This window comes from Actinoplanes italicus (genome assembly GCF_003001815.1).
Classification (GTDB): domain Bacteria; phylum Actinomycetota; class Actinomycetes; order Mycobacteriales; family Micromonosporaceae; genus Actinoplanes; species Actinoplanes italicus.
Window position 1 is genome coordinate 341,097 of the sequence record NZ_PVMZ01000001.1, and the last position, 25,630, is coordinate 366,726.

Sequence of the window (25,630 nt, forward strand, 5' to 3'; positions counted from 1 at the left end):
GTGGAGCGCCGGCCAGGGATCGAACCTGGGCCTCCGCCGTGGTACGGCGGTGTGCCACCAGCAGCACTTCCAGCGCGCAAACATGTATGTGAGCAGTGTCCATAGTAACCGCACAGGCGAACGACACAATAGCTGGCCAATGGCTTGTGTCGGGGCGTACCGCTGCGTGCCGCGCTGTATTAAAGTGAGGTCACAGTTACATTGCACGACATACATGACGGGGAGCGCCGTGGAGCAGAAGTACACGTACGCCGAGGCCGCCGCCAAACTGGGCATCGCCGACACGACGCTGCGGCACTGGGTCTCCAGGGGGCGCATCTCGCACCAGAAGCTCGGTCGGTTCGTGCGCTTCACCGACGACGACCTCGCCAGCGCCTACCAGTCCGTCCCGGCATTGGTCGGCACACCGAACGGCCGACGGCGACGCTAGTGGCTGGCTCGACGCACCACCGACGGCACGCCTATCAACGCCGGCCACAACTCAAGTAGCCGCCAAGCCCAGAGGGCTACAGACCTTGTCGCCTTTTGAACATCGCGCTTCAAGCCCTCCAGCGATGGGCTCCTTAAACAGGTAACTATCATGAGATTTACTGATCTTGACAGCGCAGTAGTCCACGGGCCAAAGTAGGGAGGCGCTTGCGTTGTCGAAAACTAAAGTCCATCATGCTTGAGGCGCGACCAGCGCTGAAGTTGGGACTTGGGGGTTAGGTTGTCATCTTGGGTGGACGACTGCTTTGGACAGCTGGCAGATGGCTTGCGCAAGGGGGTTGCACTCGGCCTCTCCGTCTCCAACGAGGAGGCGGCGAACGAGTTCGCGGCTAGCAAGTTCAAGAAGCCGCCGGTCTACGGCACGGCTCGCTACTACTACGGGCTGGACGCGGTTGCTTACGCGCTGAGGACTTCTCTCGGCGCTTCCGTCGTGTCCTTCTACGGGCGGCCATACGCGATGGTCGACGGTCGGTTGATCTACCCGTGGTGCTTCGGGAACGCCGCTACGGTCCACCACCATGATGTTCCGGTGAAAGTTGTGTCCCAGTTCAGGCAAGATCTCTTCGCGGCGCGAACCGCGAGCAGGGATCGCGCCCAAATGTGGATCGACTTCGCATCTCAGGGTGAAGACGGGGGTCCCGCCATCAAGGGCCCTACTCCAGAAGAGCTGCTTTCCACCGACCCCAAAGCGGTGCTGGTTGCCTACGCCTCCAATCCGCGTGCCGGCCTCCTGAAAGTGATTCTGGGCGACGTTGAGCTGTACCCGGACGGGCACATGCATTGGAATCATGAAGAGGAGATCATTCTTGAGAACGCCCTAGCGGGAGATCTTAGTCTCACTCGGAACGCAATAGCCGAGAGCCTCCAGAGCTTCGATTCTCGCCCTGAGCCGGACGTCGACCTCAACCTGCATGAGGAAGACGCCGATGCGGGGGAAAATATAAAGGAAACATACTATGAAGACCCCGAGCGACCGGACGACGAAGAAGGTAACGAATCTTCCAACGCTGTTTGATGAAAAAATCGCCAATCAAGCCGGACTCTCAAGTGAGATGTTCGACGGAGCGCGGTTGACTCAGGCTCGCCAGTTGGCTGCCCTCACAAAGAGGGCGCTTGCCGACAGGGTCGGGGTTTCTGCTGCCGCGATTGGCCAATACGAGTCGGGAACCATTAAGCCTCGGCCAGACCTCGTTATGAGGCTGGCCGAGGTACTTGCCGTTCCCGTCCGCTTCTTTGCGTTCCGAAGTGGGCGCCCCCGAGCCATCCTTGACGTTTCCATGGCACACTTTCGGAGCTTGCGCTCGACACGATCCTACGAACGTGAGCGTGCCGCAGCCTTCGCTGCTCAAATCTGGGAGGCGACGCACGCTCTAGAACAGTGGGTCCGGCTTCCCGCCCCCGACCTTCCGGGATGGCTGGGCGGCGAGGTGGTGCCCGACGTGCCAGAGGACCCCGCTGCGGCGGCGCGGGCAGTCCGGCGTCGATGGGGCTTGGGCACTGAACCAGTGCCGCATATGGTTCGCCTGCTGGAATCCAGGGGGATCGTTGTCGCCGTCATGCCTTTCTCGGAGGCCGAGCGAGTCAAGGCTTTCTCAACCTCGCGGTTACAGCGGCCAGTCGTGGTGCTGTCGTCCGACAAAGACGACGTATATCATCACCGATTCTCTGCTGCGCACGAGCTGGGACACCTAGTGATGCACGGTGAGGCGCAGCCGGGGGACCCAGAGCATGAGCGTGTGGCGAACGCTTTCGCTGCCGAGTTCCTAATGCCAACCGCTTCAATCTCGGCGAGCCTGCCGACTAGGGTCGACTTCAGTCAGTACGCGCGATTGCAAACTTTGTGGGGGGTTTCTGTAGACGCATTACTGTATCGAAGCAGGGAACTCGGCCTGCTTCGTGATGTACCATATCGCCGCGCTTGGCAAAAGCTAGCCGATCTTCGCTCAGCAGGAATCATCCAGACCGAACCAGTTTCTCGCTACAGCGGGGAGCAGCCGGTTCTACTGAAGCGGGCGCTGGAGCTAGCAAGGAAGAAGGGCTTGACCCTCGAAACGCTAGCCGAAGAGATCGACTTCAGCGTTGAGATGATAAGTCTTTACGTCGGTGTCGACGAAACTCCAGACTTGCCCCTAGTCAATGTGGTGGATCTGGAGCATGAGCGAATGACACGCCGCCGAGGAACGGTTAGCACCCCGGCGAAGTCGTGATGGCAGCTTGGCGCCCACGTGCGGCCGCAGGATGTTGTTCGGGTCCTGAAACCAAGCCCTAGACCGAACCGTGTTACTTGACGGGCGGCGAGCATGACGCTCGCCGCCCGTTTCCGTTCGGCGCTAGGCAGCCGTACGGGATGAAGGCAGTAGGGTGCCGATCGTTGTGGCGACAGCTGCCACTGAGGCCGCGTGGGGTAGATGTACTTGTCGTAGAGCGTCTTCACGCTTTCGTGCTCGGCAATGTGCTGCATGGCCTTCGGGTCGACGCTTTGGCTGGCCAGCATCGTCAGGGGACGGTGCGGCGTCCAGGCCGCGCTCCTGCGACGCTTACGCAGCGCTTCGCTTAACCAGTCGTCCTGCACAGATTCACCCTCCCTGAGTCAGTACGAAGGACTAGAGCGACGTACATGACCCTACGAACCACACATTTGGGCAGTAAAGAAGGCCTCAACCAGTCAACGTGACCGTATGGCGCTCGCCGGTGCGATGGCTTTTGACGCCTGTCGCCGTCAGCTGGACTGTTGCGCCCGCACAGCAGATCTCGTCCGGCACGGTGACAGCTGTGACTGCAAGCGTCCCGTTAGCGTCGGCAACCGGAGCGGCAAGGAGGTACGGCCCATCGAACTTCCGCAGGTTGCCGCCTGCGAATAGCTCGACTCTGACCTCCTCTCCACTGATATACCCAGACCCCTGCACGTTCAGCGTCGAACCCGGCGCCGCGTCTGTCACTGAAATGGTGACTTGTGCCGATGGACGGGTAGTCACCGCCGGCTCTGAGCTAACCAAAGTCGGCGCCGGTTTCGTGACGCTTGTCGAGCTAGTTGGTTCCGCTGTGCCGTTCGAAGGCTTACTGCTTTCGGCGTAGGCAACGACCAGCAGGAGGACGGCTGCTGGGATCAGCGCGCACATAGCCGTGGCGTAGGGCTCTCGGACGGCCCAACGGCGGGTCTTGCTGGCTTTCGGGCTCGACCGGGGCATTGCCCCAAGGGCCAAGGTGCACGTCGCAGCAAGGGCAGCGAGCCAGATCGACGACTCGAGGCCCTCCCGCTGCCAGAGAGCCGTTGAGATAACGACTCCGATGAAAATCCCAATGAGGATGGCCATTACAGCGCGTACCGAGAGCATCTTCACCGGCTCGTCCTTGGGCGGTGTCAGTTTCGCAAGCACTTCTGATGGGGTCAGCGGCGTCCAAGCCTCGCGGGCGGCGGTGATCCGGGCGCGGGCGGCCAGATACCGAAACTTCGGCGTGTCCGGGTAGAGAAGAACGAGCTGTTCCAGTTCGGCCACGGCGGCCGGGGTACCTCGTTCGGCGAGCGTCATCAGTAAGCGATCACGTATATCACCGATTCTTTCCCGCAAACTCACGATGTGCGCCCCGCTGACATTTGGATCATCTGCGGAGGGAAACAACTCCTCGACCACTTGCCAGAACTCCACCTGCTGCTTCTCGTCCAGCATCGCTAGATCGAGTGATGCATCCTCGGCGAGACTTTCGACGATCTCCTTTGCAAGGGCTGGACTCTTGACCATGGCGTCTCGTAGCGGCGGCCACGCTCGTGCGCCGAGAATGTGGATGGCCGACGAGGCGAGGCGCCCTGCCTTCAGGGAGTTGGCCTCGGCGAGGCCCAGTTGCTCGCCGAATAGCGCAAGCGCCGCTTCCGAGTCGAGTTTCGCTAGGACTTCATACGCGACAGCCGCGGAGGCGGTGTCAGTTACATCGCTGGTGATTAGCTGACCAAGCCACGCACCATCCTGAGCCGTCAGAAGGGGAGCGACTCGACGGAGCACGACCTGCCCCGCTCCAGGACGGCCGGCGACCTCGGTAAGAATCGCCGCGAGCAGGGAGTCATGGGCTCTGTCGTTCACCCACTTCATCGGGATCTGTAGCGGTTCCTCGTCAGGGCCGAAGAACGGTCCCCCGACTAAGGCAGGTACCCAGAACTGCCAACGGCTGGTCTCTAGATCCGGGGTCTTACCCAGGTCGGCGAGCAGCACCATTGCCTGCACGCCGGTATAGGCACCCCGGTTAGACCTTCCGGTCCCTAGAAGATTCTGCCCGTTCTCTGTCGCGACTTGGAGGTAGCCCTTGGCGGCCGCCACAGCTGCCGCTTGCTGCTCGGCGGATAGCAGGGACCACCCGCGCAAGTCGGTTATCCGCACCTGAGGCAGCTTCGGTGGCTGGCCGGCTTCTCCAATGTGCCGTATGTAGTGGCAGAAGATGAGGAAGGCCCTCTCCTGCGGAAGCTGCAGACCATCGAGGAGATTCGTTAGTAGCTGTGAGTCCGTCGGCGGTGACTCCGCCTCGTCATCGGACTCGAGATCAAGATCTTCCGGGACTGGCTTTACTGGGCGAAGCAAGGGCCGTGCTATCAGCTCAGCGAATGGGGTGTTTCCCGGGACCGCAGCTAGAACCGAGCGGTGTTCCGGCCGCTCGCGGTCGAAGAGCATAAGGGTCCAGGGGCGCCAGCGTTCAGCATCCTCGCTGGTGGCGGCCATTGCTCCATTCATTACGACCCAGGGGAGGTCTTCGGCGTCAAGCAGACCAACACCCCTGAAGGCCCAGGTCGCTGAGCCATCCAAGCGATTGTGTAGCACGGCAACAAGGTCACGGCGGGACTGACGTGACAGCTCGGGCAACACGGCATTTCGGGAGTCAAAGAGTCGGTGGCGGTGTTCGAGCCGGGCAACGACAACGTTTATGACCGCTGCGAACATCTCCGGCTCTTGCAGACGGGACAGGCCAGTGATCAAGATCTCGTCACGGAGTTCCTCCGTCTGTCCCGCAAGACCACGGAGGGGTGGCATGCCCGGCGACATGCGGACGGTTACGTCCTCTACCCAGTTCAGCGACTCGCGGAGTTCCTCCGTGCTCAACGTGCTCTCACGGAGGATATCCGGGAGGTCCAGCCGCAAGAACGTTGAATAGCTGCCGACCAGGTCAGCGTTTCGCTCATCACGTAGGCGCCACAGCACGTCCTGCAGCGGAGCGCCGCCTCGCCGCAAGGCGCGAAGTCCAAGCCCAAACAGCTCGTCATCCTCATCGGCTTCGGCCGGCACGTCGAGAAGCCTCGTCAGCGCGGCAACATCTAGCGGATCGGCAAAGTCTAAGACGCCGTACCCAGCGGCCACCCGAACCGATGTCGGCTGAGAAGCATCCACCGACAGGGACGCCAGAGTGGCGCTTAGGCCGTACCGGTTGTTACGCCGGGCGATGAGTACCGCTAGAACCCGAGCATCGGTGCCGCTTGTTTGGTTGGACCAAACGTCTTGGAGCCGACGGTCGATGCCGTCGTAGGTGAGTCCGCCAAGTTCGTGCGTCGAGTATTGAAGGAACTCGCTTCGGCCAGCCAGCCTAAGGAGGCTGTCGACCAGGACTTGCCGGTACCCCGGGTCGATCAGTTCGACACGGCTACGGATAAATGCGGCCGGATCGCGCTCGATGAGAGCACCGAACCGCTCCGGTGCCAGCGCGGCCAACCAGGCAGCGATTGCCTGCACCTGAGGAGCCAGAAGACCTTGCTCGCCACCAAGAAGCTCGTTGACGCAATCCAGGGTGATGCCCGTACTGACGATGTGGTTCGCAGCGAGGTACTCGGCGAGCATCTGGTGCTCGAACCTCATCAGCTGGGGGCCGGCGCCGTCGAACAACCGGGTGGCCAAGACCTCGGTGAAATGCTGCTGCGGCGATTGAGGCAAGCAATCATCTGCTGTTAGGTCCTCGGGACCGCCCTCACCTTCGAGTACGAACGTCGAACAGCCGCTAAACAGAGCAACAAGTGCCAACACGCCTGCGTCGGCGAGGTAGCGCCGTTCTTCGTGTGGCAGCAGAGGGTTCCGTCTGAGTTCGTTCGGCTCTCGTACTCGCCGTCGGCAGACCGCACCATAGAGCTCGGCCTGGGAGCCGGGGAGCGAAGGAGGATCCGCCGAGGACGCGGCGAACTCCTCGACTAGAAATACAAGCTCCACGGGATTGCGGGCAAGATCCACAATGCCGGATCGCCGCAGTTCGTCCAGAAAGTAGCGCCCGTCGACTCCAGCGGACCGTGCGAACTCCTCGATGTCGGTGTCCACTAAAGGGACAAGATCGTAGATCTCGACAAGGTCGAACTGTTGCCGCAAAACGAGTTCGACCCCAGGCAGCCATCCAGCGCTTCGACAGCTGACTGCCACGTGAACGTCGGACGGCAGACCTTCCAGGGCCTCTTCGATCGCCCCAGCGAGAACCCTCGGGATGAGCGGCGACTCATCGGTGGCGTCCAGTGCAAGAAGTCGGGGTTCAGGGGCGCTCTGCTTCCCCAGCGCTTTCGCGATCCTGCCCCGCAAACCGTCCTCGGTGCTGCTACGACCGACCTCAACAAGCGCGGCGTTCGCACCCCAGGTGGAAACCAGAGCCTTCAGTTCGGTGGTCTTCCCGCCACCGGGCGGGCCGAGGAGCACTACGCATCTGTGACGTACAACGTCGGGAAGTCGGACAACTCCCGCGATATCAGCACGGTCATAGGCCAGCGCGGCGTCGACATCGATCTGCGGGCCATCGTGACGCCGACTTCGCCAATAGCGGGGAGCCCGGTGAGGGCGGGTCGGCATCACGACGGCATTGTAGGAGATAGAAGGTCTACATCTGCCCGCTCATCAAGCGAGATCGGGTATCGCCGGGCTACGCGGCCGTGTAGAACGTCGGCAAAAGGGTGCCGATGGCTGCGGCGGCAGCCTGCCGCTGGGCCTGCGTGGGGTGGATGTAGTTGTCGTACAGCGTCTTCACGCTCTCGTGCCCGGCCATGTGCTGCATGACCTTCGGGTCGACGCCTTGGTCAGCCAGCATCGTCAGGAGGCTGTGTCGGAGGCAGTGCGGCGTGATGTGCTTCGCCAGGCCGCGCCCCTGGGCCTTGGCGAGCACGGGCAGGTAGACCCGCTCACGGAACTTCGCGTGATCCCACGGGCCGCCGCCGGGCCGAGTGAACACCAGGTCGTCGAGACGCTTGCCGGCGACGAGGCGACGCAGCATCTCGACGATCGCGGGCGGGATTGGGATGCACCGGTCGTCACCCGCGATGCTCTTGGTGTAAGACCGCAGTTCCCACGTGTCGCCGTTCTCGGAACCCCGGGCGAGGACCTGCGACGGCCGAAGCTCAGCGGCGGCGAGGTCGATGTCGCGCACCCGCAGCCCGGCCAGCTCGCCCCAGCGCATCGCCGTCGCCATGCCGAGCATGAGCAGATCGGCGCCGATCGGATGCACCTCGTAGGCGCAGCTCAAATACAGCTGGATATCGGCCTCGGTCGTGATGACGTCACGCTTCTTCTTTCGGCCCTTCGGCAGCTCCAGTCCGTCCATCGGGTTGCCAGCGATCAGTGGCGGTTTGCGGCCCGGCTGCATGGCGCACGCCGCCTTGAACGTCGGGACGATCACGCCGCCCCGGATGTTCGCGATCGTCTTGCGGCTGAGGCCCTTAGCTTCCATCGCGTCCTGCCACGCCTCCATGTGCTCGTACTCGATCACGTCCACACGCATGTGGCCGAAGTACGGGACGACGTGGTTCGCCAGGTTGGACCGGTAGCGGCGTTTCGTGTAGCCCTCGACACCGCGCTTCCTGGCGATCTGCTTCTCCGCGTACTCGGCGAAGGTCGGCATCTCATCGACGGCGGGCGCCGGCGGCCGCGGCTCCTCGGGCGCACCGGCCGGTTGGGGCGCCGACGAGTCCGATGCCACCGTAAGCGGCATGTGCTTCGCCAGCCACTCGACCTTTCGCTCGATGAGGTCCGCGAACCCGTAGCGCGTGAGCTCCTCATCGGCGGGCCAGCACTCACCGCATGCTTCGACCAACCCCTGAAGTCTCTTCGCCTCGGTGTGGTAGTCGAGCGTCACCGGTACCTGTTTGCCGTCCTGACGCCACACGACTCGCCATCGGACCGTCCGACCCTTGTTGGTCGGTCGTTTCTGAATCGACGCCACTCGTCCTCCACGTGAACGGGCGGCCCCTCGCTGGAGGCCCGCGGGCGCACCCATGTATGCGCCGCAATGCGATTGCAACCGTACCGGTGATTGAGCGGCATGATCAAGCCGCGTTACCTGGGTGCTACCTGCGGGGTGGGATTCCCCTAAGCAAAAAGAGCCGCTGACCAGTAAACTTCCTGGTCAACGACTCTTTGTTAAAGGGTGGAGCTGAGGGGACTCGAACCCCTGACCCCCACACTGCCAGTGTGGTGCGCTACCAGCTGCGCCACAGCCCCTTGCCACTACTCACTACATCCCCGGCGGTTTCCCCCGGGCACGCTGGAAATATTACACACCCCGCGAGGGCCCCCCGAAGCACCCCCCTCAGTTGAGGGAGACATCCGGCGGGAAATGGGCGACCGCTGCGAGGATGTCGCCCTGACGGCGCAGGACCATGGCCCAGAGGTCGTCGGGGCGTTCGACGAAGGGGTCGCCGGGCAGGGCGTCGAAGACGAACCAGGAGCCGGAGGCGATCTCGTCCTCCAGTTGGCCGGCCGACCATCCGGAGTATCCGGCGAAGACCCGGATGCCGGCCACGCTCTCGCGCATCCGCTCCGGGTCGGCGGAGAGGTCCAGGGTGCCGAGTGCGCCGCTGACAGGATGGAAGCCGGAGAGCCGCTTCTTGAACTCGGGCTTGGTCCTGGCCAGGCAGATCGCCGACTCCGGCTGGACCGGGCCGCCCTCGAAGAGGACCGCGGGGTCACCTGCGAGATCGCCCCAGTTGCCGAGGACCTCGGCGACCGGGACCTCGGTCGCGCGGTTGAGCACGACCCCCAGCGCGCCGCCCGTCTCGTGGGCCACCAGTAGTACGACCGTCCGGTCGAAGTTGGGGTCCTTGAGGGTGGGCGTGGCGACGAGCAGCTGACCGGTCATCGACTCCACCGACCGGCCTCCGATCCGCTGCTGCTCACCGAACACGTGTTTACCGCCGTCCAGTCGACGTAGCCATGTCTCGCACATTAGCTTGCGATTCCGGCCGCAGATAAGGTCTGGACATGAACCCGCCACCTACGGCAGCAGAGATCGGCGTCATCGGCGGATCGGGGCTTTACGCGCTCCTCGACAACGCCACCGAACACGAGGTCGACACCCCGTACGGCCCGCCGTCGGACCGGATCACGGTGGCCGAGGTGGGCGGCCGCCGGGTGGCGTTCCTGCCCCGGCACGGCCGTGACCATCGGTTTCCCCCGCACCGCATTCCCTACCGGGCCAATCTGTGGGCGCTGCGTTCGCTCGGCGTACGCCAGATCATCGCGCCCTGCGCGGTCGGTGGCCTGCGGCCGGAGCTGGGTCCGGGCACTTTCGTGGTGCCGGATCAGCTGATCGACCGGACGAGTGGGCGCGAGCAGACGTTCTACGACTCGGGCGCGGTGCACGTGTCGTTCGCCGATCCGTACTGTCCGGTGGGTCGCTCCGCGGTGCTGGATTCCGCCGAGCGGGTGAGTGCCGTCGACGGCGGCACCATGATCGTCGTGGAGGGTCCGCGTTTCTCGACGCGTGCCGAGTCGCGCTGGTTCACCTCGATCGGCGGCACGATCGTCAACATGACGGGTCACCCGGAAGCGGTGCTGGCTCGCGAGCTGGCGCTCTGTTACACGGCGATCGCCCTGGTCACCGATCTGGACGCGGGCGTGGAGGGTGAGCACGGCGTCACCCAGGACGAGGTCTTCTCGGTCTTCGCGGAGAACACGGCACGTCTGCGCGACGTCCTTCTCGATGCGGTGGTCAAGCTTCCAGCGACGCGCTCATGTCCCTGCAAGGACGCCCTGGCGGGCATCAAACTGCCTTTCGAGCTTCCTTGATCGTACGGCTACGCGCACCGGGCCGGAGCTGAGTCCGAGGTGGGGAACCCGGTCTCAGCCCCGATGCTCGTCAGACGACGGCGCAGTTCGCGCCGTTGAGTGTGAACGCGGTGGGCTTGGCGGCACTGCCGGTGTGGGTGGCCTGGAAGCCGAAGGTCTGCGACCCGCCGGCCCCGATCGTGCCGTTGTAGGAGACGTTCGCGGCGCCGACCGCCCCACTGGACGGGCTGACCACGGCGTTCCACGCGTTGGTCACGGTCTGCCCGGTGGGCAGGGTGAACCGCAGCGTCCAGCCGTTGACCGTGGTGGTGCCGGTGTTGGTGACGGTGACCGACGCGGTGAAGCCGGTGCTCCACGAGTTGACCGCGTACCCGACCCGGCAGCCACCGGCCGGTGCGGGCGACGACGGAGCCGGTGAGGACGGGGCGGGCGAGGACGGGGCCGGTGACGAGGGTGCCGGCGACGACGGTGACGGCGTGGTGGTGTCGAGTCCCAGGAAGTGCACGGCGGCCGCCGCGTCGACCGGGAGGTTGTGGCTGACGCCGTTCATGCTGATGGCCTCGACCGGGGCGGTGTCACCCGTGCCGCCGTACCGCGTGCGGGTGTTTCCGCCCTGCGTGACGGTGGACGACGGGGTCTGGGTGAGCCCGTGGACGTTGGTCCACTGGTCGATCTGTTCACCGAAGTTGGGGTAGCGCAGGATCTCGTCGTTGGTGCCGTGCCAGGTCTGCATGCGCGGCCGGCGGCCGGTGTAACCCGGGTACGCGTTGCGGACCAGGTCACCCCACTGCTGCGGGGTCTTGGTGACGAGACCGTTCGCGCAGTCACTGTTCCATTCGGACCCGTTGGTCGTCGCGAAGCAGCCGAACGGCACCCCGGCGAACGCCGAGCCGGCGCTGAACACGTCGGGGTAGAGGCCCAGCAGCACGTTGGTCATCATGGCGCCGCTGGAGACGCCGGTCGCGACGATGCGGTCCGGGTCGACGGGGTAGCGGGCCCGCACGTAGTCGATCATCGACTTGATGCCGACCGGGTCGCTGCCGCCGCCGCGGGTCAGCGCCTGGGGGGAGGCGACGTCGAAGCACTGGCTGCTCCGGGTCACCGACGGGTAGATGACGATGTAGCCGTAGCGGTCGGCGAGCGAGGCGAACTGCGATCCGCTGTAGAACGCCGGCCCGGTTCCCGTGCAGTAGTGGACGGCCACGAGCAGACCCGGCCGGGGCGCCAGGTTGTCGGGCACGTAGACGTACATCCGAAGGTTGCTGGGGTTGGTTCCGAAGCCGGTGACCTCGGTGAGCGCGGCCGCGGCGGCCGGCTGGGGCATGCTGACCGCGGCGAGGGCCGCCATCAGCGAGGTGACGATCGCTGCGAGCAGGATCTTGAGTCTCGGTCTCATGGGGGATTCCTTGCGGGGATTCGTGGGGACGAGGCGCTTGCGCGCGGGAGGTCTGCTCCCCACGTCATCCCCCCGACGCAAAGCATCGACAAGTATGTATCGATCCCGGCGGGCGCGCCAGCGGCGTCCCAGCCCCGTATGATCCCTCCCACTTCTCCGCACAGCGATGGGCCGGTGGAACGTCGTACTCCGGCGAGGACGATCCATGGCCGTCGAAGGGACCCCCGGTGATACGACCACAACTCCTCAAATCCGTCGGCGCGCGCGTCGCGGCGGTGGCTCTGCTGCTGGCCGGGGTGGCCGGTGGCGTCCAACTGGCGCGACACGGCGGAGACGACGGGCCGGGCACAGCCTCCAAGGAGGCGGTGGCCGCCGCCGAGCAGGCCGCGATCCAGCGTGAGGCGAAGCACGCCGCCGACCGCGCGGCGCGGGCCGAGTCGGAGCGCACCGCCGCGCTGAAGGCGTCCAGCATGGCCAAGCGGGCCGCCGCCGATGCCCGCTCCCTGGAGGCGGCGCAGAAGAAGGCGACCGCCGAGAAGAAGGCCGCCGCCCAGCGGGCCGCGCAGACAGGCCCGGTGCCCTACACCGGCACGATTCCGGCCGCATGCAAGACCTTCAGCGGCAGCCGTGAGATCGGGTGCGCTCTGATGATCAAGGCCGGGTTCGGGTTCGGCGAGTTCTCCTGCCTGAACAAGCTGTGGGACCACGAGAGCGGCTGGAATTACAAAGCCACCAACCCGGGGTCGGGCGCGTACGGCATTCCGCAGGCCTATCCCGGTGACAAGATGTCCTCGGCCGGCTCCGACTGGAAGATCAGCCCGGCGACCCAGATCAAGTGGGGTCTCGGCTACATCAAGGGCCGGTACGACTCGCCGTGCGGCGCCTGGAACCACTTCCAGAACAACGGCTCCTACTGACAGGGGTACGCCCCGGGCTCCAGCCGAGCCCGGGGCGTTCCGTGACCGCCGGCGGCGTCAGCCGAGGGTCACGTCGACCCGCTTCGCGCCGGAGGCCGGGACGGCGACCCTGGTCGCGGCGCTCTGGTCGGACGCGTGGTCGTACCAACCCCTCTTGACGATGTTGCCCTCACCCGTCGCCAGCCAGCTGATCTTCACCTGCTGGCTGCCGATCACCGGCATGCGGTACGTCCCGCCGGGCCCTTGGGCGTAACTGTCGAATTCGGCCATCTGGTCACCGGTCACCGCGTTGATCGCGGTCAGCCGCCAGCCGTCCGCCGGCAGCCCGGCCGGGATGGTGACCTTGCCGGTCAGCGCCGCTCCACGACTCAATTTGATGTTGTACGTCGCCGATGCGCCCGCCTTGACCGGAATGTGTACGGCCTTGAACCGGTTGCCGACGTTGCCCGACCACTGCCGCGGATGTCCGTTCGCACTGAACGAGAGCGGCCACGCGTACGGCCCGAGTTTGCCGAGCGTGTACCGTCCCCGGCTGTCGGTGCTGACGTCGTGAATGGGCCCGGAGCCGAAACTCCACGCGGTGAACGAGACGTTGGCGTCCTCGATCGGCGTGCCGTCCGAGCCCTTCACCACACCGGTGATCGATCCGGCCTGATCGAGCCGCGCGGCCGGCGCCGTCACGGTCCGGTCGGCCGTGACCACGATCCGGGCCGCCGCCCGCTGGTCACCGGTGCCGCCCGCCGGCCCCACCCACTGATGGCCGTAGGTGCCCGGCGCGACAGCGAAGGCCGCGTAGGTCCCCGGCGCCAGAGCGGCGGTGGTCACCCCGCCCCTGGAGCCGGTGCAGTCGTCGTAGCCGTCCGGCAGGCCGCCCCGGCCGGCCGTCATCAGGACGAAGCAGGTCTCCCCCACCGCAGCGCCGGTCTTGCGGTCGGCGGCGGTGAGCGACACCTTGCCGCCCTTGGCCAGCGGCACCGTGATCGTGGCCGTCTGACCGCTGACCAACGTGACCGGGTTGTCGTCGTCCCGCAGGAAGTAGGTCGCCTCGCCCGGCAGGACGTCGACGACACCGGCGCCCGGAGACAGATCGGCCACGGTGGCCGTACCGCCGGTGGCGCAGCCCTGGTCGTACCCGCCATCGGCCTCGACCTGCACACAGAAGTCGGTGACCGGAGCACCGGTCACCTCGTCGACCGCCTTGACGGCAAGCGTCGCGCCGGTCAGCCAGGTCTCGTCCACGGTGACCGAGGCCCCACCGTCGACGGTGATCACCGCGGCGTCGTCACGGCTGGTCTTGCCGTACGCCCATTGCGTGCGCGAATACGCCGGGTTGGTGAACGAGATCTGGTATTCACCCGGGTAGACGTCGTCGACGCGCCAGGTGCCGTCCGGCCCGGTCGTGGCGCCGTAACCGCGCTGGTCATCGGTGGACGTCACGTTCACCTCGAAGCCCGCCTTGGGTGTGCCGTCCGCCCCGGCCAGTCGCCCCGACACCGACGCCGGCTTGAGCACCGAGTCGTCAGCGACCACGGTCTGCCCGGCCACGACGGTGAACACCGTCGCCTTCGAGCGGTCGACCGCCCCCGGAATGTACTGATCGGGCCCGTTGAGATCGGCCTGGAACCCGACGACGTACTCGCCCGGCAGAGCAGGGAACGAGTAGTCGCCCTGGTCGTCGGTGTAGCCGCCGTACATCTGACGGTCACCCTCGAACAACTGCACCTGGGCCGAGACCAGCGGACCGCCGTCGGCAGTGGTCAGCCGCCCACGGACCGTCCCGGTCGCGAGCAGCGTCTCGTCCAGCTGAACAGACGCCCCCGCCGCCACGCTGTAGGTGTCGGCGTCCCCCTCACGAACCGCCTGCGGCGCCCACTGCCGGGCCGAGTCCGGCCCGAAACCGACACGATGGTCCCCCGCCCAGACGGTCACCGCATACCGCCCGGCGTCGTCGGCGTAGGTGTAGGCGTACGAGTCGTGCGTGAGATCGTGCACGTTGACCTGAACCCAGGACGCCGGCCCGCCGTCGGCCCCGGTCACCGTGCCCGAGACGACACCCGCGGGCAGCCGCCGCTCGTCGACGGTGAGCGTCCCGTCCGCCGGCACCTGATAGAGCCGCCCCGCCTCCTGGTTCAGCTCCCCCGGCGCCCACTGAATCAGCGACTCGGTCTGGAACGACAGGCGGACCGCGCCTTCCGGCACCCCCGCCAGCAGATAGTGCCCCTGGGCATCGGTGGACGCCCCGGCGAGATAGGAGCCGTCCTCGTCCCAGGCCACCACGAAGGCATCCAGAATCGGTGCCCCCGCATGGTCCAGATAGACGCCGTCGACGTTGCCCGCTGCGGCGGCCGCCGCAGCGGGAACGGATATACCACCAACCATCAGCAGCCCGGCGGCGACCACGCCACCGAGCCGAACCAGAAGTGATCTGTTCACCAGAGCCCCCATGACAAAAGCGACAGGCGACCAAGACAGGTATCGATCGATCGCCACCCGCCGCAGCATAGGCCGACTCACGCCCTGTCAGACACCCGGCGCGAAACAAGCTGTACAAATAAGAAATGGGGCAACCGGAACACAGCCCCTCAGCTCAGCCATCGCCTCAGCTAACCGGTTCACGACGCTTTGCCGGATAATTGCACTGAACACGTCGAATAATCAGTATTGGCCCGTGCCCCGGCACCACACCCACGGCCAGCCACCGTCAGGCGACAACCTGGTCGCCGGTCCGGCAGATCGGCCACCCGACATCCCGAGCCGCTTTCTCGACGCTCCGCCCGCCGACCTACCTGCCCGGCGGCCATACGCGTCCCTCTGCCGGCTCGCCTGACGGGATCTGTCCGCCCACTTGACCACCCGAGATCACGTGCCGACAGGCGTCGGCGAATCTTGTGCAACATTCGTCGGCCCACCGTCGCAATTCGCTCTGCATCGGTCGGCGCCGGTAAACCTTGACCCCTATTTCCGGGCAGGACGACCTCGAGCGGGGACGACGAATTGCACCCAAGATCCACAGTGAACGGTTGGAGTGCTCAAGATCCGCGAGCAGGCAATAGCGCAGCCGGAGAGGCACCAGCACACAAGGCCCGCGCGAGACGAGACGCGCGAGCCGATGGAAGGCTTCCACTGTCGAGGTCCGGCCCGCCAGCCGTATCTGAACCCGAAAGCCCCGGTGCTATCACGTGGCCCGCATACGGGCCGTCGGGCGTCGGTCCCATCCTCAAAAGCTCGCTGGACACCTTCGTGGATCAAAATCTGAACGAGCGGTGGCCGACCCGACGCGACCGGCCGTCGTCTCCCGTCCGCCCGCCATCGAATGACCTGGTTGCGATGATCGGGCGGCACTGGTCACAGAGGGCCGGGCCAGGGCCGGAGCCGCAGCCGATCCTTGGAGTCACGTCGTTCGCCAGGCACGGCGGGCCCGGGCGCTCACTAAAGCTGATGTCGGACCAGACCGGACTCGCACAGATCCTGCCGTCGTCCCATTCCCGGAGCTCCCCGTGGGTGCGGAGGGGAAGGCCCAGCGCCTGCGCGGCCGGCCGGACGGTCTGGATCGCGCGCCGGTACGGGCTCGACCAAACGGCCGCCGGACGCGGCTCGGTCAACCGCGTGACCAGGTCGAGCGCCTGCTGGAGGCCCTCAGTGGTCAGCGGCCGGCTGACCTCGTCCGGACCGTCCGCGGTCGGCGGCACGGACCGGGCATGACGAACCAGAACGACATCGGTGTGCACCGCCGAACCTCCGATCGCGAAGTGATCAGTCGAGGCGGCCCTGCGGGTCGTGCGGATTCCGTGGCGCCCGTCGCCGCCCTCATCGAGCCGCCAGGCAAAGACGACGCCTGCAGCGCCCCGCCACCACGGATGTGATCCGCGCTACAGCAGGGAGAGCGCCCACACGATTCGAATGGTCTCATGCTGCCCGCTGACGGACATGTGCACACCGATTGGTCGTGGGACTGCGAGCCCGGCGACATGGAGGCCAGCTGCGCTCAGGCGTTGAGGCTGGGTTTACCGGCCGTCGCCTTCACCGAACATCTGGACTTCACTGTCTGGACCAACGTGGAACCGGCGCCGGACGCCCCCGCAAAGGTGACCGGCCTGATCACCGAGGACGGGACACTGACCCCGCCACCACTCGACGTCGACGGCTACCTGTCCTGCATCCAGCGCTGTCGCGAGAGATTCCCCGACCTGCTGATCCTTACCGGGGTGGAGGCGGGCGAGCCGCACTGGTACCGGGACCGGTTCGCCACGGTCCTCCAGGCCGGACAATTCGACCGTGTACTCGCCTCCGTGCACACCATTCCGCTGGGCAAAGGACTCAACGAGCCGGGTGAGCATTTCGCGCAGCGCCCGGCCGCGGATGCGGTCCGCGACTACCTGACCGAGATACCACGGCTGGTGGCCGGCTTCGCCGGCTTCGAGGCCCTCGCCCACATCGACTTCGTCAGCCGGTACTGGCCGGCGTCCGCGGGCCCCTTCAACCCCGTGGACTTCGAGGAGGAGTTCCGGCACGCGCTGACAGCGCTCGCGTCCACCGACCGGGCATTGGAAGTCAACACCAACCGCAAGCCGTTCCCGGAGATCGTCCGATGGTGGCGCGAGGTGGGAGGCAAGGTGATCACCTTCGGCAGCGACGCGCACGACCCGGCCTTCGTCGGCCACGGTTTCGGTGAAGCGGTCGCATTGGTCGAGACGTTGGGCTTCCGCGCAGGCCGCCACCCGTATGACAGGTGGTACGCCTGACGCAAGAGAACCACGTGGAGGTCCAAGGCTCGCCCCCTGAGCAGGAGAACGAAACGGCCCCTGGTTCGCCTTGAGCCTCAGCAAACTCAGTCGCGAACAAGGGCCGTCAGCTGTGGAGGTGGCACTCGCCTACTTGAACCGGGACGGTCCAGACCGAGCAACTACGCGCAACCTTGATCAGTAGTGATATCTGGCCTGCACGATGATCAAATTGTCGCCGCGAACCGTGTAGACGAGCCGATGCTCGTCAGTGATCCGCCGGGACCAGTAGCCACTGAGGTTCTCGGTCAGGCGCTCCGGCTTCCCGATCCCCTGTCCAGGGTCACGCAAAGCCTCTTCGATCATCCGATTGATCCGACGAAGCGTCTTCGGCTCGCCTGCCCAAGACGTGTAGTCCTCCCAGCCCGTCTTGTCGAGGGCGACGTTCACGACGCCTGACGCCCCGGCTCCTCGGTACCGGGGATCAAATCCCGCCGCTCGAATTCACCGGCCTCCACCCTGGCCACGCTATCCATCAGTCGCCTGGCGTTCGCCGGCGACCTGAGCAGATACCGCGTTTCCACCATTGATCGCCACAGATTTTCGGGCACGAGGAAGGCAGTGCCCGACTTCGAGACGATCTCCACCGCCTCCTGGTCGGCGGCATCGCGGGTGCCGGTAAGAGCGGCATTCTCAACGTCATCATCGGCAACCTGGTCGCCTGCCCCGACGTCGTGCTCTGGGGCATCGACCTCAAGGGCGGCATGGAGCTGGGTCCCTGGGCACCCTGCCTCGCCCGGCTGGCAACCACCCCGGCCGAGGCAGAGACGATGCTGCGGGACGCGGTACGGGTGCTCGAAGCACGTGCCCGCGCGATGGCCGAGTCGTCGTCGCGGCTCTGGATACCGACCGAGAGCACGCCCGCGCTTGTCATCGTGGTGGACGAGTACGCGGAGCTTGCTGAGCAGTCCCCCGCCGCCGTCGAGTACGCGGACTCGATCGCTCGTCGTGGCCGCGCAGTCGCCGAGACCCTGCTCGCGGCAACCCAGCGTCCGACCCAGCAGGCCATGGGTAGGGGCGCCATCCGTTCACAGATGGACGTGCGGGTATGCCTGCGCGTCCGTGAGCGCCGGGACACCGACCTCATCCTCGGTCAGGGCATGGTGGCGGCCGGCTGGCACGCACACGACCTGGACGCACCCGGAAAGTTCCTCGTCTCCGCCGAGGGCTTCAACCATCCGCGTCGTGCTCGCGCCTACCTGGTGACCGACGACGACGTCCGGGCCACCGTCGAGCGGTACGCAACCGATCGCCCGGACCTGGACTGCCTGTCGGCCGATGCACTGGCTGAAGAGGCCTACGACGGCGTGATCGTCGATGAGACCGACCCCGGATCGGTCCTCTGGGCGGCACTCAACGAGGCCCCCGAGCACGGCCTATCCGTCCCCGAACTCATGCGAATGACTGGAATGAGGCGCACATGGATCTACGACCGACTCCAAGCTCACGCCACGCAGGTACGCCGAGGGCGTTGGCGGATGCCAAGGGACGAGTCCGATGGATAGTCCGCGCGGACGTCCGTCTCCGCGCACGCGTCTGCGCAGCAACAGGCGCGGACGGACGACGGACGGATGAATGGACGCGAGCCCCGCCCGAAGCGGCGACGTCGGCCCGTACGTGAGATTCGCATCGATCCTGAAGTCCTCGCGCGAGTGCTCGTCACGATCGCCGAGGAGATCAACCGAGGAGGAACCCGAGATGGCGCAGACTCAGCGCCACCACGACCGGCCGGCGAGCACGAACAAGCGCGCGTTCAGCTATCTGCGTGTCTCGTCGGCCGGGCAGGTCAACACCGACTACGACCCTGAGGGCATCTCGCTGCCCGCACAGCGCACGGCAATCCAGCGCCGCGCAGCGGAGTTGGGCGCCGAGATCGTTGCCGAGTTCGTCGAGCCCGGCCGCTCCGCGACGACCGTGGACGGCCGGCCGGTGTTCCGGGAGATGATGGCCCGGCTCAAAGCCGAGAAGAACGTCGACTACGTACTCGTCTACGCCCGGTCCCGGCTGCACCGGAACAGCATCGATGCGGCGATCACCAAGCGGGATCTCCGCAGTGCGGGCGCCACGCTGATCTCGGTTATGGACTACACCGAGGACTCGGCGATCGGCGACCTGGTCGCCACGGTGCTCGACGGGGTCAACGAGTACCAGTCCCGCGCGTCGGGTGCGGACATCGCGTACAAGATGGGTCAGAAGATCATCCGAGGTGGGTCGGTGGGCCGCGCGCCGATCGGCTACCTCAACGTGAGAGAGACGTTCGAGGGTCGCGAGGTCCGCACGGTCGCGGTCGACCCGGTCCGCGGTCCGTTGGTTCGGATGGCATTCGAGCTGTACGCCACCGGCACCTACGGCTTCCACGCCTTGATCGAGGCTCTGACCGACGCCGGCCTCCGGACCAAGCCGACCAAGCGCTTCCCCGCCGGAACCCCGATCTCCCTCAACTCACTCGGCAACCTGCTACGGGACCGGTACTACCTCGGGTACGTCGCTTACCGCGGAGTCGAGTACCAAGGTCGACACGAGCCGCTGGTCACGCCGGAGCTCTTTGATCGGGTGCAACACATGCTGGAGACCCGTCGGGCCGGCGGTGTTCGCGAGCGCACCCACAACCACTACCTCAAGGGCGTCGTCTGGTGTCACCGGTGCCAGCGTCGCCTGATGATCATGAGGGGCAAGAGCCACACCGGCGATCTCCACTTCTACTACTTCTGCCGCGGGCGCCAGCAGCACGCCTGCGACCTGCCCTACCTGCCGGTCGCCCGAGTCGAGACCGCCGTGGTCGACAACTACGCGACGATCATGCTGCCCGCGGACCTCCGGGCTCAGCTCACGTCACGTATCGGCGAAGTGCTGTCCGAGTCAGCCGGGACCAGCGCCGAGCTGCGCAGCCGGATCAAAGATCAGCTCAAGACACTCGACCACCAGGAGGATCGGTTCCTCGACCTCGTCGGCAATCCCGACTGGCCGCAGGACAAGATCGGGGCGCGGCTGAGAAAGATCCGCGACGAACGGGACCGGTTGGCCCGGCAGCTCGACGACTCGGATACTCCGCGGCTCGATGCGGCCGGCGAGACGATGCTCTACCTACTCGACCTGCTCGCTGACCCTCAAGAGCTGTACCGCCGGGCTGAGCAGCAAGGAAGGCGCGTACTCAATCAGGCGTTCTTCGCCAAGGTCTATTTCGACGCCGACGAGGCAGGGCCGTACGTCGCGGCCGACGAACTGTCGGACCTGGTGTTGCCGCTGGTCAACGAGGCGAGAAACGAAAGCGGCGGCACCGATGGTGCCGCCGCTTCGAGCGAACTCTCCCCCGCTGTCGCGGGTTCAAGTAAGCCCTCTCTCGTGGAGGTGCCGGGAATCGAACCCGGGTCCTTCGTTGCTTTGTCAGGGCTTCTCCGAGCGCAGCTCACTATGCCTCTACTCGGCCCTCCGACTCACGTGAGCAAGTTCGGATGACGGGCCCAGTCACTGATTGATCTCGCCGCCGGGTCCCCGTGACCGGGACCCATTGGCCAGCCTCCTAGCTGATGCCGGTAGCTGGGACGGAGGCGCTCCCAGACCGACAGACCACGCTACTTGCCTCAGGCGGCGAGAGCGTACTGGTCAGCGTCAAACTTATCGTTGGCGCTTATAGTTTTCCGACGACCGATTCTCGAGACGACGTCGGCTTCCTCGGCTCGCTTCCCCTGTCTCCACGTACGAAGTCGAAACCAGTCACCCCCATGTCTGTGTCACAGCCTGGCAATCTTAGCTCATCCGACAGGCGCCGCCACCGACGGCGCACGAGATCGGATTCACCGCGCCACCGACGTCCTTCGAGCCCTGGAAACCGGCGGTGATCGAGGCTCCGGCGGCCAGCGAGTTGCCTCGTAGCGTGATCGTGCCGCCGCCGGCGCTGACCGAGGCGTTCCAGCCGCCGCGGACCTCGACGTCGGCGTTCGACGGGTAGGTCAGGGTGACGGTCCACTCGCGGGCGGCCGGGCCGTTGTTGACGACCCTGACCGCCGCGATGAAGCCGTCGCGCCATACGGCACTGGTGGAGTAGGTGACGGCCAGGGTGTTCGCGGCCGGCGAGGGTGACGGTGACCTGCTGGGCGTACGGCTGGGGCTCTTTGAAGGTTTGGGCCTGCCCGACGCCGAGGACGACACCGACGCCGAGGGGGACGGCGAGGAGGAGGCGGAGCTGCTGACCGAGGCCGAGGGGGTGAGCGAGGGCGTCGTCGAGGCGGCCTCGGTGGTCGGCACGGCGGAGGGCAGCGATTCGCCGGCGGCCTGCAGGGCGGCGCTCGGCTGGACCAGCAGCGGCTGACCGGCTGTGCCCGACCCGCCGGCGACCACGGCGATCCAGACGACGAGGGAGAGGAGCACCGCGGCGGCGGAGCCGAGGACGAGTCGAGCCAGGATGAACTGGCGGGAGGCGTGCTTCGCCAACGGGTAATTCTCCCTCGCGACAGCAGGACGAGCGACAGCAGGACGAGCGACGGCAGCGGGTCAGGTCCGGATCATGGGACCTGGCGGGCGAGGATACCCCGTCAGTCCATGCCCTTGGCACGGCGGCCCATTGCCCGGTTGATCTCCCGCTGGGCGTCCCGGCTGGCCATGTCCTGCCTCTTGTCGTAGCTCTTCTTGCCCTTCGCGACGCCGATCTCGACCTTGGCGTACCCGTTCTGGAAGTAGACCGAGAGCGGGACCAGCGTGACGCCGTCGTCGCGCAGCTTCCCCAGCATCTTGTGGATTTCTTCGCGATGCAGCAGGAGTTTGCGCGGGCGGCGGGGCTCGTGGTTGGTCCAGGTGCCCTGCGTGTACTCCGGGATGTGCATCCCGTGCAGGTAGATCTCGCCGTTCTGCTCGTGACCGAACGCGTCGACGAGCGAGGAGCGTCCGGCACGCAGCGACTTCACCTCGGTGCCGGTGAGGACCATGCCGGCCTCGTAGGTGTCCAGGATGGTGTAGTCGTGGTACGCCTTGCGGTTGGAGGCGACCAGCTTGCGACCCTGTTCACGTGGCATGAGGGAGAAGACTACCCGCGGATCAGCAGAGACAACCGGGCAGGTAATTCAAGGGATTCCTGGGTACGCCGCCGAACCGCGTCTCGAAGTGCAGGTGTGCCCCGGTGGAGGCGCCGGTGCTGCCGACCCGGCCGATCACCTCGCCCCGCCGGACGTACTCGCCGACGTGCACGTGGATCCGGGACTGGTGGGCGTAGCAGGTCGTGAATCCGCTTCCGCTGAGCCGGCCGTGGTTGATGCACGTGTACCGGCCGTAACCACCGTTCCAGCCGGCCTGGATGACCCGTCCGGATGCGGCGGCCCGGATGGGACTGCCTGATCCGGCCGCGAAGTCGGTACCGGCGTGTAACTGCCAGACCCGGTAGTACGGGTCGAACCGACTGCCGTAGTCACTGCTCTTCCACCCGCGTACCGGCATGAGGAGGTTGCCGCCGGGATATCGGCTCCCGACGCCACCCCGGTTCTCCCATCCGCGCATCGCCGACCTGGTGCGCTGCTCGTTGCGTACCGCAGCCCGGTATTGAGCCAGAACGGTGGAACGCTGTGCTTCGGCGGCCCGTAGCGCGGCCTGCCGGGCGATCACCAGGTCGTCGAGCTTGTGCCGGGCGCGGATCGCGGCGGCCTGGGCGGACTGCGCGGCGCGGAGCTTGTCGACGGCGGCGCGCTCGGCGGTCTCCGCGGCGCGTTTCGCGGCGCCGGCCCGGTCCTGCGCGATGCGGGCCTCCCTGCGGGCGGCGAAGAGGGTACGGACCTCCTCCTGCTCCCGGCTCACGATGTGTTCGACGATCCCGAGACGGTCCATCAGGTCCTGTGGCCCGGAGGCCCGGGCCAGCAGGTTGAACCTGGTGAGCCGGCTGCCCATGTAGCTGGTGCTGGCGATCTCGTCGACCCTCTCGCGGGCCTCGTCGAGCCGGCCGGCCGCGGCCGTGTAGTTGTCGGCGACCCGCTGGTACTCGCCGCGGGTGGCGTCCGCGTTGCGCCGGGCGAGGTCGGCCTGTACCCGGGTGGCGACGACCACGCCGCGGGTGGTGGCCACCCGGTTCTGCGCTGCCGGGAGTGCGGCGGTGGCCCGGGCCAGGTTGGTCGCGGCGGTACGGGCGGCGGCGCTCGCGTTCTCCAGAAGGGCCTCGGCGCGGCGGACGGCACGCGAGGCCTCGTCGTTGCGATCCGTGGCCGAGGCGGGCCGGGGTCCGGTCAGGACGATGCCCGCCATCGCCACGATCCCGAGGAGACAGAGGCAGGCGGCGATCAGGCGATCAAGTCGGCGATACCTCACCGGGCCACGCTACCGCGACCAATCGTCCGCAAAGCCCCAAATCGCCCGATGGCCGCAACCCTGTCCGGGTTGCGGCCATCGGCGTACTCACGATCGGGTCGGCTGAGGCGCGCCCGCGTCAGACCTTCAGGTAGAAGCGCAGGGTGACCCAGGCGGTGACCGCACTGACCAGCGCCCCGACGCCGGCCAGCAACGGCAGCATGAGGACCACATTGCCGTTCGGGATCGGTGTGAGGATGGTGGCGAGCGCCTGGAGCTTGCCGTCCAGCAGCACGATCTTGGAGATGAAGAGCGCCACGAAGCCCAGGATCGCGCCGATCAGACCGGCGACCACCGCCTCGAGCACGAACGGCGCCTGGATGAACCAGTTGGACGCGCCGACGAGTTTCATGACCGCGACTTCTCGTCGTTTGCTGTAAGCGGCGACCTGGATGGTGTTACCCACCAGGAGCAAGGCGGCCACCGCCATGAAGCCCGCCACGATCAGCGATGCCAGCTGGATCGAGTTGAAGATGTCGAAGACCTCTTCGAGGATGTCGCTCTGATCGATGATCTGCTTGATGCCCGGCAGCTTCTCGATCTCCTTGGCGAACGACTCGTAGTTCTCCGGGTTCTTGAGGCGAACCCGGTACGACTCCGGCAGGCTCTCCGCGTTGATCGCGTTCACGAAGTCCGGCGAGTCGGCCCAGAGCGTCTGGAAGCGCTTGAGAGCGTCCTCCTTGGTCTCGAAGGCCTTGTCGGCGACCAGGCTGCTGTTGGTGATCGCCTGATCGATGGCCTGTTTCTCACCGTCGGTGATGCCGTCGTTCAAGAAGATCGAGACCTGGATGTTCCCGTAGTAGGCCTCCTTCATCAGGTCGACCTGCATGTAGAGAAGCACGCTGGCACCCAGCATGGTCAACGAGACCGACATCGTGATGATCATGGCGATCGTCATGGTGACGTTTCGCCACAGGCCCACGAGGACCTCGTTGAGTACGTACTTCACGCGCATCGGGGGGATCCTTCCAGGACTCCGCGTGTCACAGCTTCAGCTTTCTTTACGAGGGCGGAGCCGGGCCTAACCGTAGACACCGCGCGCCTGGTCCCGGACGATCCGTCCGCTCTCGATCTCGATGACCCGGCGGCGCATCTGGTTGACGATGTTGGAGTCGTGCGTGACCATCACGACCGTGGTGCCGGTCCGGTTGATCCGGTCCAGCAGGCGCATGATCTCGATCGAGGTGTCCGGGTCGAGGTTACCTGTGGGCTCGTCAGCCAGCAGGATCAGCGGACGGTTCACGAACGCCCGGGCCACCGCGACACGCTGCTGCTCACCACCGGAGAGCTCGTGCGGGTAGCGGTGCTCCTTGCCGCCGAGGCCGACCAGCTCGAGAACCTCGGGCACGACGCGACGGGCGACGGCCTTGGTCTTGCCGATCACCTCGAGGGCGAAGGCGACGTTCTCGTACGCGGTCCGGTTCGGCAGGAGCCGGAAGTCCTGGAACACGCAGCCGATCGAGCGGCGGAAGTGCGGAACCTTCCACGACCGCAGAGTGGTCACATCCTTGGCGTTCACCACCACCTTGCCACGGGTCGGGGAGACCTCGTGGAGCAGCAGCTTGATGATCGTCGACTTACCTGAACCGGAGGGGCCGATGAAGAAGACGAACTCACCCTTCTCGATCCCGACGCTGACATTGTCCAACGACGGCCGAGACGCCTTCGGATACGTCTTCGTCACGTTCTCGAGCTGAATCACGGGACTGGAGTCTACGC

Annotated in this window: 20 protein-coding genes, 2 tRNA genes, 1 other RNA gene and 1 pseudogene; 8 read left to right on the forward strand and 16 right to left on the reverse strand. The window is 66.1% G+C overall.

Going from position 1 to position 25,630, the window contains the following annotated elements; translation table 11 throughout:
• Position 1 precedes the first annotated feature (1 nt).
• Positions 2 to 76: transfer RNA gene (locus CLV67_RS01710), tRNA-Gly, on the reverse strand.
• A 138-nt stretch (positions 77 to 214) separates the two neighbouring features.
• Here CLV67_RS01710 and CLV67_RS51655 point away from each other — a divergent pair.
• The 3 genes from CLV67_RS51655 (at position 215) to CLV67_RS01725 (ending at position 2,696) form a co-directional block, all read left to right on the forward strand.
• Positions 215 to 430 carry a helix-turn-helix domain-containing protein gene (locus CLV67_RS51655; RefSeq protein WP_170153721.1) on the forward strand — a complete coding sequence of 72 codons (216 nt, stop codon included), beginning with the start codon at positions 215 to 217 and terminating at the stop codon, positions 428 to 430.
• Positions 431 to 721: 291 nt separating this feature from the next.
• Entirely contained in the window at positions 722 to 1,504 is a 783-nt protein-coding gene (locus tag CLV67_RS01720; protein ID WP_106315345.1) for a hypothetical protein, read from the forward strand.
• On the forward strand, positions 1,446 to 2,696 hold the full coding sequence (locus CLV67_RS01725; RefSeq protein ID WP_106315346.1) for an XRE family transcriptional regulator: 1,251 nt from the start codon (positions 1,446 to 1,448) through the stop codon (positions 2,694 to 2,696). The genes CLV67_RS01720 and CLV67_RS01725 overlap by 59 nt, the downstream gene beginning before the upstream one ends.
• Before the next feature lie 450 nt (positions 2,697 to 3,146).
• On the opposite strand, the gene CLV67_RS01730 is transcribed toward CLV67_RS01725, so the two are convergent.
• From CLV67_RS01730 to CLV67_RS01745, 4 genes are all read right to left on the reverse strand, one after another.
• The gene (locus tag CLV67_RS01730) at positions 3,147 to 7,136 is read right to left on the reverse strand and encodes an NACHT domain-containing protein (protein WP_146168965.1); all 3,990 of its coding nucleotides are present in this window, start codon (positions 7,134 to 7,136) and stop codon (positions 3,147 to 3,149) included.
• A gap of 220 nt (positions 7,137 to 7,356) precedes the next feature.
• Complete coding sequence (locus CLV67_RS01735; protein ID WP_170153722.1) at positions 7,357 to 8,562, reverse strand: tyrosine-type recombinase/integrase; 1,206 nt, start codon at positions 8,560 to 8,562, stop codon at positions 7,357 to 7,359.
• A gap of 292 nt (positions 8,563 to 8,854) precedes the next feature.
• Positions 8,855 to 8,927: transfer RNA gene (locus CLV67_RS01740), tRNA-Ala, on the reverse strand.
• Between the two features lie 88 nt (positions 8,928 to 9,015).
• Positions 9,016 to 9,564, reverse strand: a complete 549-nt coding sequence (locus tag CLV67_RS01745) for a YqgE/AlgH family protein (RefSeq protein ID WP_170153738.1) — start codon at positions 9,562 to 9,564, stop codon at positions 9,016 to 9,018.
• A gap of 122 nt (positions 9,565 to 9,686) precedes the next feature.
• Between CLV67_RS01745 and CLV67_RS01750 the strand changes: the two genes are divergently transcribed.
• Positions 9,687 to 10,493, forward strand: coding sequence for an S-methyl-5'-thioadenosine phosphorylase (locus CLV67_RS01750; protein WP_106315349.1), 807 nt, complete (start codon positions 9,687 to 9,689; stop codon positions 10,491 to 10,493).
• A gap of 70 nt (positions 10,494 to 10,563) precedes the next feature.
• Here CLV67_RS01750 and CLV67_RS01755 read toward each other — a convergent pair whose 3' ends face one another.
• Positions 10,564 to 11,889, reverse strand: coding sequence for an extracellular catalytic domain type 1 short-chain-length polyhydroxyalkanoate depolymerase (locus CLV67_RS01755; protein WP_106315350.1), 1,326 nt, complete (start codon positions 11,887 to 11,889; stop codon positions 10,564 to 10,566).
• 227 nt (positions 11,890 to 12,116) lie between these two features.
• On the opposite strand from CLV67_RS01755, the gene CLV67_RS01760 reads away from it, so the two are divergent.
• Entirely contained in the window at positions 12,117 to 12,806 is a 690-nt protein-coding gene (locus tag CLV67_RS01760) for an aggregation-promoting factor C-terminal-like domain-containing protein (RefSeq protein WP_106315351.1), read from the forward strand.
• A gap of 57 nt (positions 12,807 to 12,863) precedes the next feature.
• On the opposite strand, the gene CLV67_RS01765 is transcribed toward CLV67_RS01760, so the two are convergent.
• Complete coding sequence (locus CLV67_RS01765) at positions 12,864 to 15,239, reverse strand: carboxypeptidase-like regulatory domain-containing protein (protein WP_170153723.1); 2,376 nt, start codon at positions 15,237 to 15,239, stop codon at positions 12,864 to 12,866.
• 812 nt (positions 15,240 to 16,051) lie between these two features.
• Complete coding sequence (locus CLV67_RS54665) at positions 16,052 to 16,534, reverse strand: histidine phosphatase family protein (protein WP_106315353.1); 483 nt, start codon at positions 16,532 to 16,534, stop codon at positions 16,052 to 16,054.
• 180 nt (positions 16,535 to 16,714) lie between these two features.
• On the opposite strand from CLV67_RS54665, the gene CLV67_RS01775 reads away from it, so the two are divergent.
• Positions 16,715 to 17,548: a PHP domain-containing protein gene (locus CLV67_RS01775; protein ID WP_106315354.1), complete on the forward strand. Its 834-nt coding sequence runs from the start codon at positions 16,715 to 16,717 to the stop codon at positions 17,546 to 17,548.
• 177 nt (positions 17,549 to 17,725) lie between these two features.
• On the opposite strand, the gene CLV67_RS01780 is transcribed toward CLV67_RS01775, so the two are convergent.
• Together CLV67_RS01780 and CLV67_RS52595 are read right to left on the reverse strand one after the other, a co-directional pair.
• On the reverse strand, positions 17,726 to 17,977 hold the full coding sequence (locus CLV67_RS01780) for a Txe/YoeB family addiction module toxin (RefSeq protein ID WP_106315355.1): 252 nt from the start codon (positions 17,975 to 17,977) through the stop codon (positions 17,726 to 17,728).
• Positions 17,974 to 18,174 carry a type II toxin-antitoxin system Phd/YefM family antitoxin gene (locus CLV67_RS52595; protein WP_203736949.1) on the reverse strand — a complete coding sequence of 67 codons (201 nt, stop codon included), beginning with the start codon at positions 18,172 to 18,174 and terminating at the stop codon, positions 17,974 to 17,976. Before CLV67_RS52595 ends, CLV67_RS01780 begins: the two co-directional genes overlap by 4 nt.
• An 87-nt stretch (positions 18,175 to 18,261) precedes the next feature.
• On the opposite strand from CLV67_RS52595, the gene CLV67_RS01790 reads away from it, so the two are divergent.
• Together CLV67_RS01790 and CLV67_RS54670 are read left to right on the forward strand one after the other, a co-directional pair.
• The gene (locus tag CLV67_RS01790) at positions 18,262 to 19,092 is read left to right on the forward strand and encodes a hypothetical protein (RefSeq protein ID WP_346265164.1); all 831 of its coding nucleotides are present in this window, start codon (positions 18,262 to 18,264) and stop codon (positions 19,090 to 19,092) included.
• A gap of 193 nt (positions 19,093 to 19,285) precedes the next feature.
• Positions 19,286 to 20,314 (forward strand): annotated as a pseudogene (locus CLV67_RS54670) (recombinase family protein); the annotation flags it as partial.
• A gap of 613 nt (positions 20,315 to 20,927) precedes the next feature.
• Here the strand turns inward: CLV67_RS54670 and ssrA are convergent.
• From ssrA to ftsE, 6 genes are all read right to left on the reverse strand, one after another.
• Positions 20,928 to 21,309: a transfer-messenger RNA gene (ssrA, locus tag CLV67_RS01810) on the reverse strand.
• A gap of 25 nt (positions 21,310 to 21,334) precedes the next feature.
• Positions 21,335 to 22,018 (reverse strand): cellulose binding domain-containing protein, encoded by a 684-nt coding sequence (locus tag CLV67_RS01815; protein ID WP_106315357.1) that lies wholly within the window; start codon positions 22,016 to 22,018, stop codon positions 21,335 to 21,337.
• Between the two features lie 101 nt (positions 22,019 to 22,119).
• Complete coding sequence (smpB, locus tag CLV67_RS01820; protein ID WP_106315358.1) at positions 22,120 to 22,596, reverse strand: SsrA-binding protein SmpB; 477 nt, start codon at positions 22,594 to 22,596, stop codon at positions 22,120 to 22,122.
• A 22-nt stretch (positions 22,597 to 22,618) separates the two neighbouring features.
• Positions 22,619 to 23,872, reverse strand: coding sequence for a M23 family metallopeptidase (locus CLV67_RS01825; protein ID WP_106315359.1), 1,254 nt, complete (start codon positions 23,870 to 23,872; stop codon positions 22,619 to 22,621).
• Between the two features lie 118 nt (positions 23,873 to 23,990).
• Positions 23,991 to 24,866, reverse strand: coding sequence for a permease-like cell division protein FtsX (ftsX, locus tag CLV67_RS01830; RefSeq protein ID WP_106315360.1), 876 nt, complete (start codon positions 24,864 to 24,866; stop codon positions 23,991 to 23,993).
• A 66-nt stretch (positions 24,867 to 24,932) separates the two neighbouring features.
• Positions 24,933 to 25,613, reverse strand: a complete 681-nt coding sequence (gene ftsE, locus CLV67_RS01835; RefSeq protein ID WP_106315361.1) for a cell division ATP-binding protein FtsE — start codon at positions 25,611 to 25,613, stop codon at positions 24,933 to 24,935.
• Positions 25,614 to 25,630: the final 17 nt, after the last annotated feature.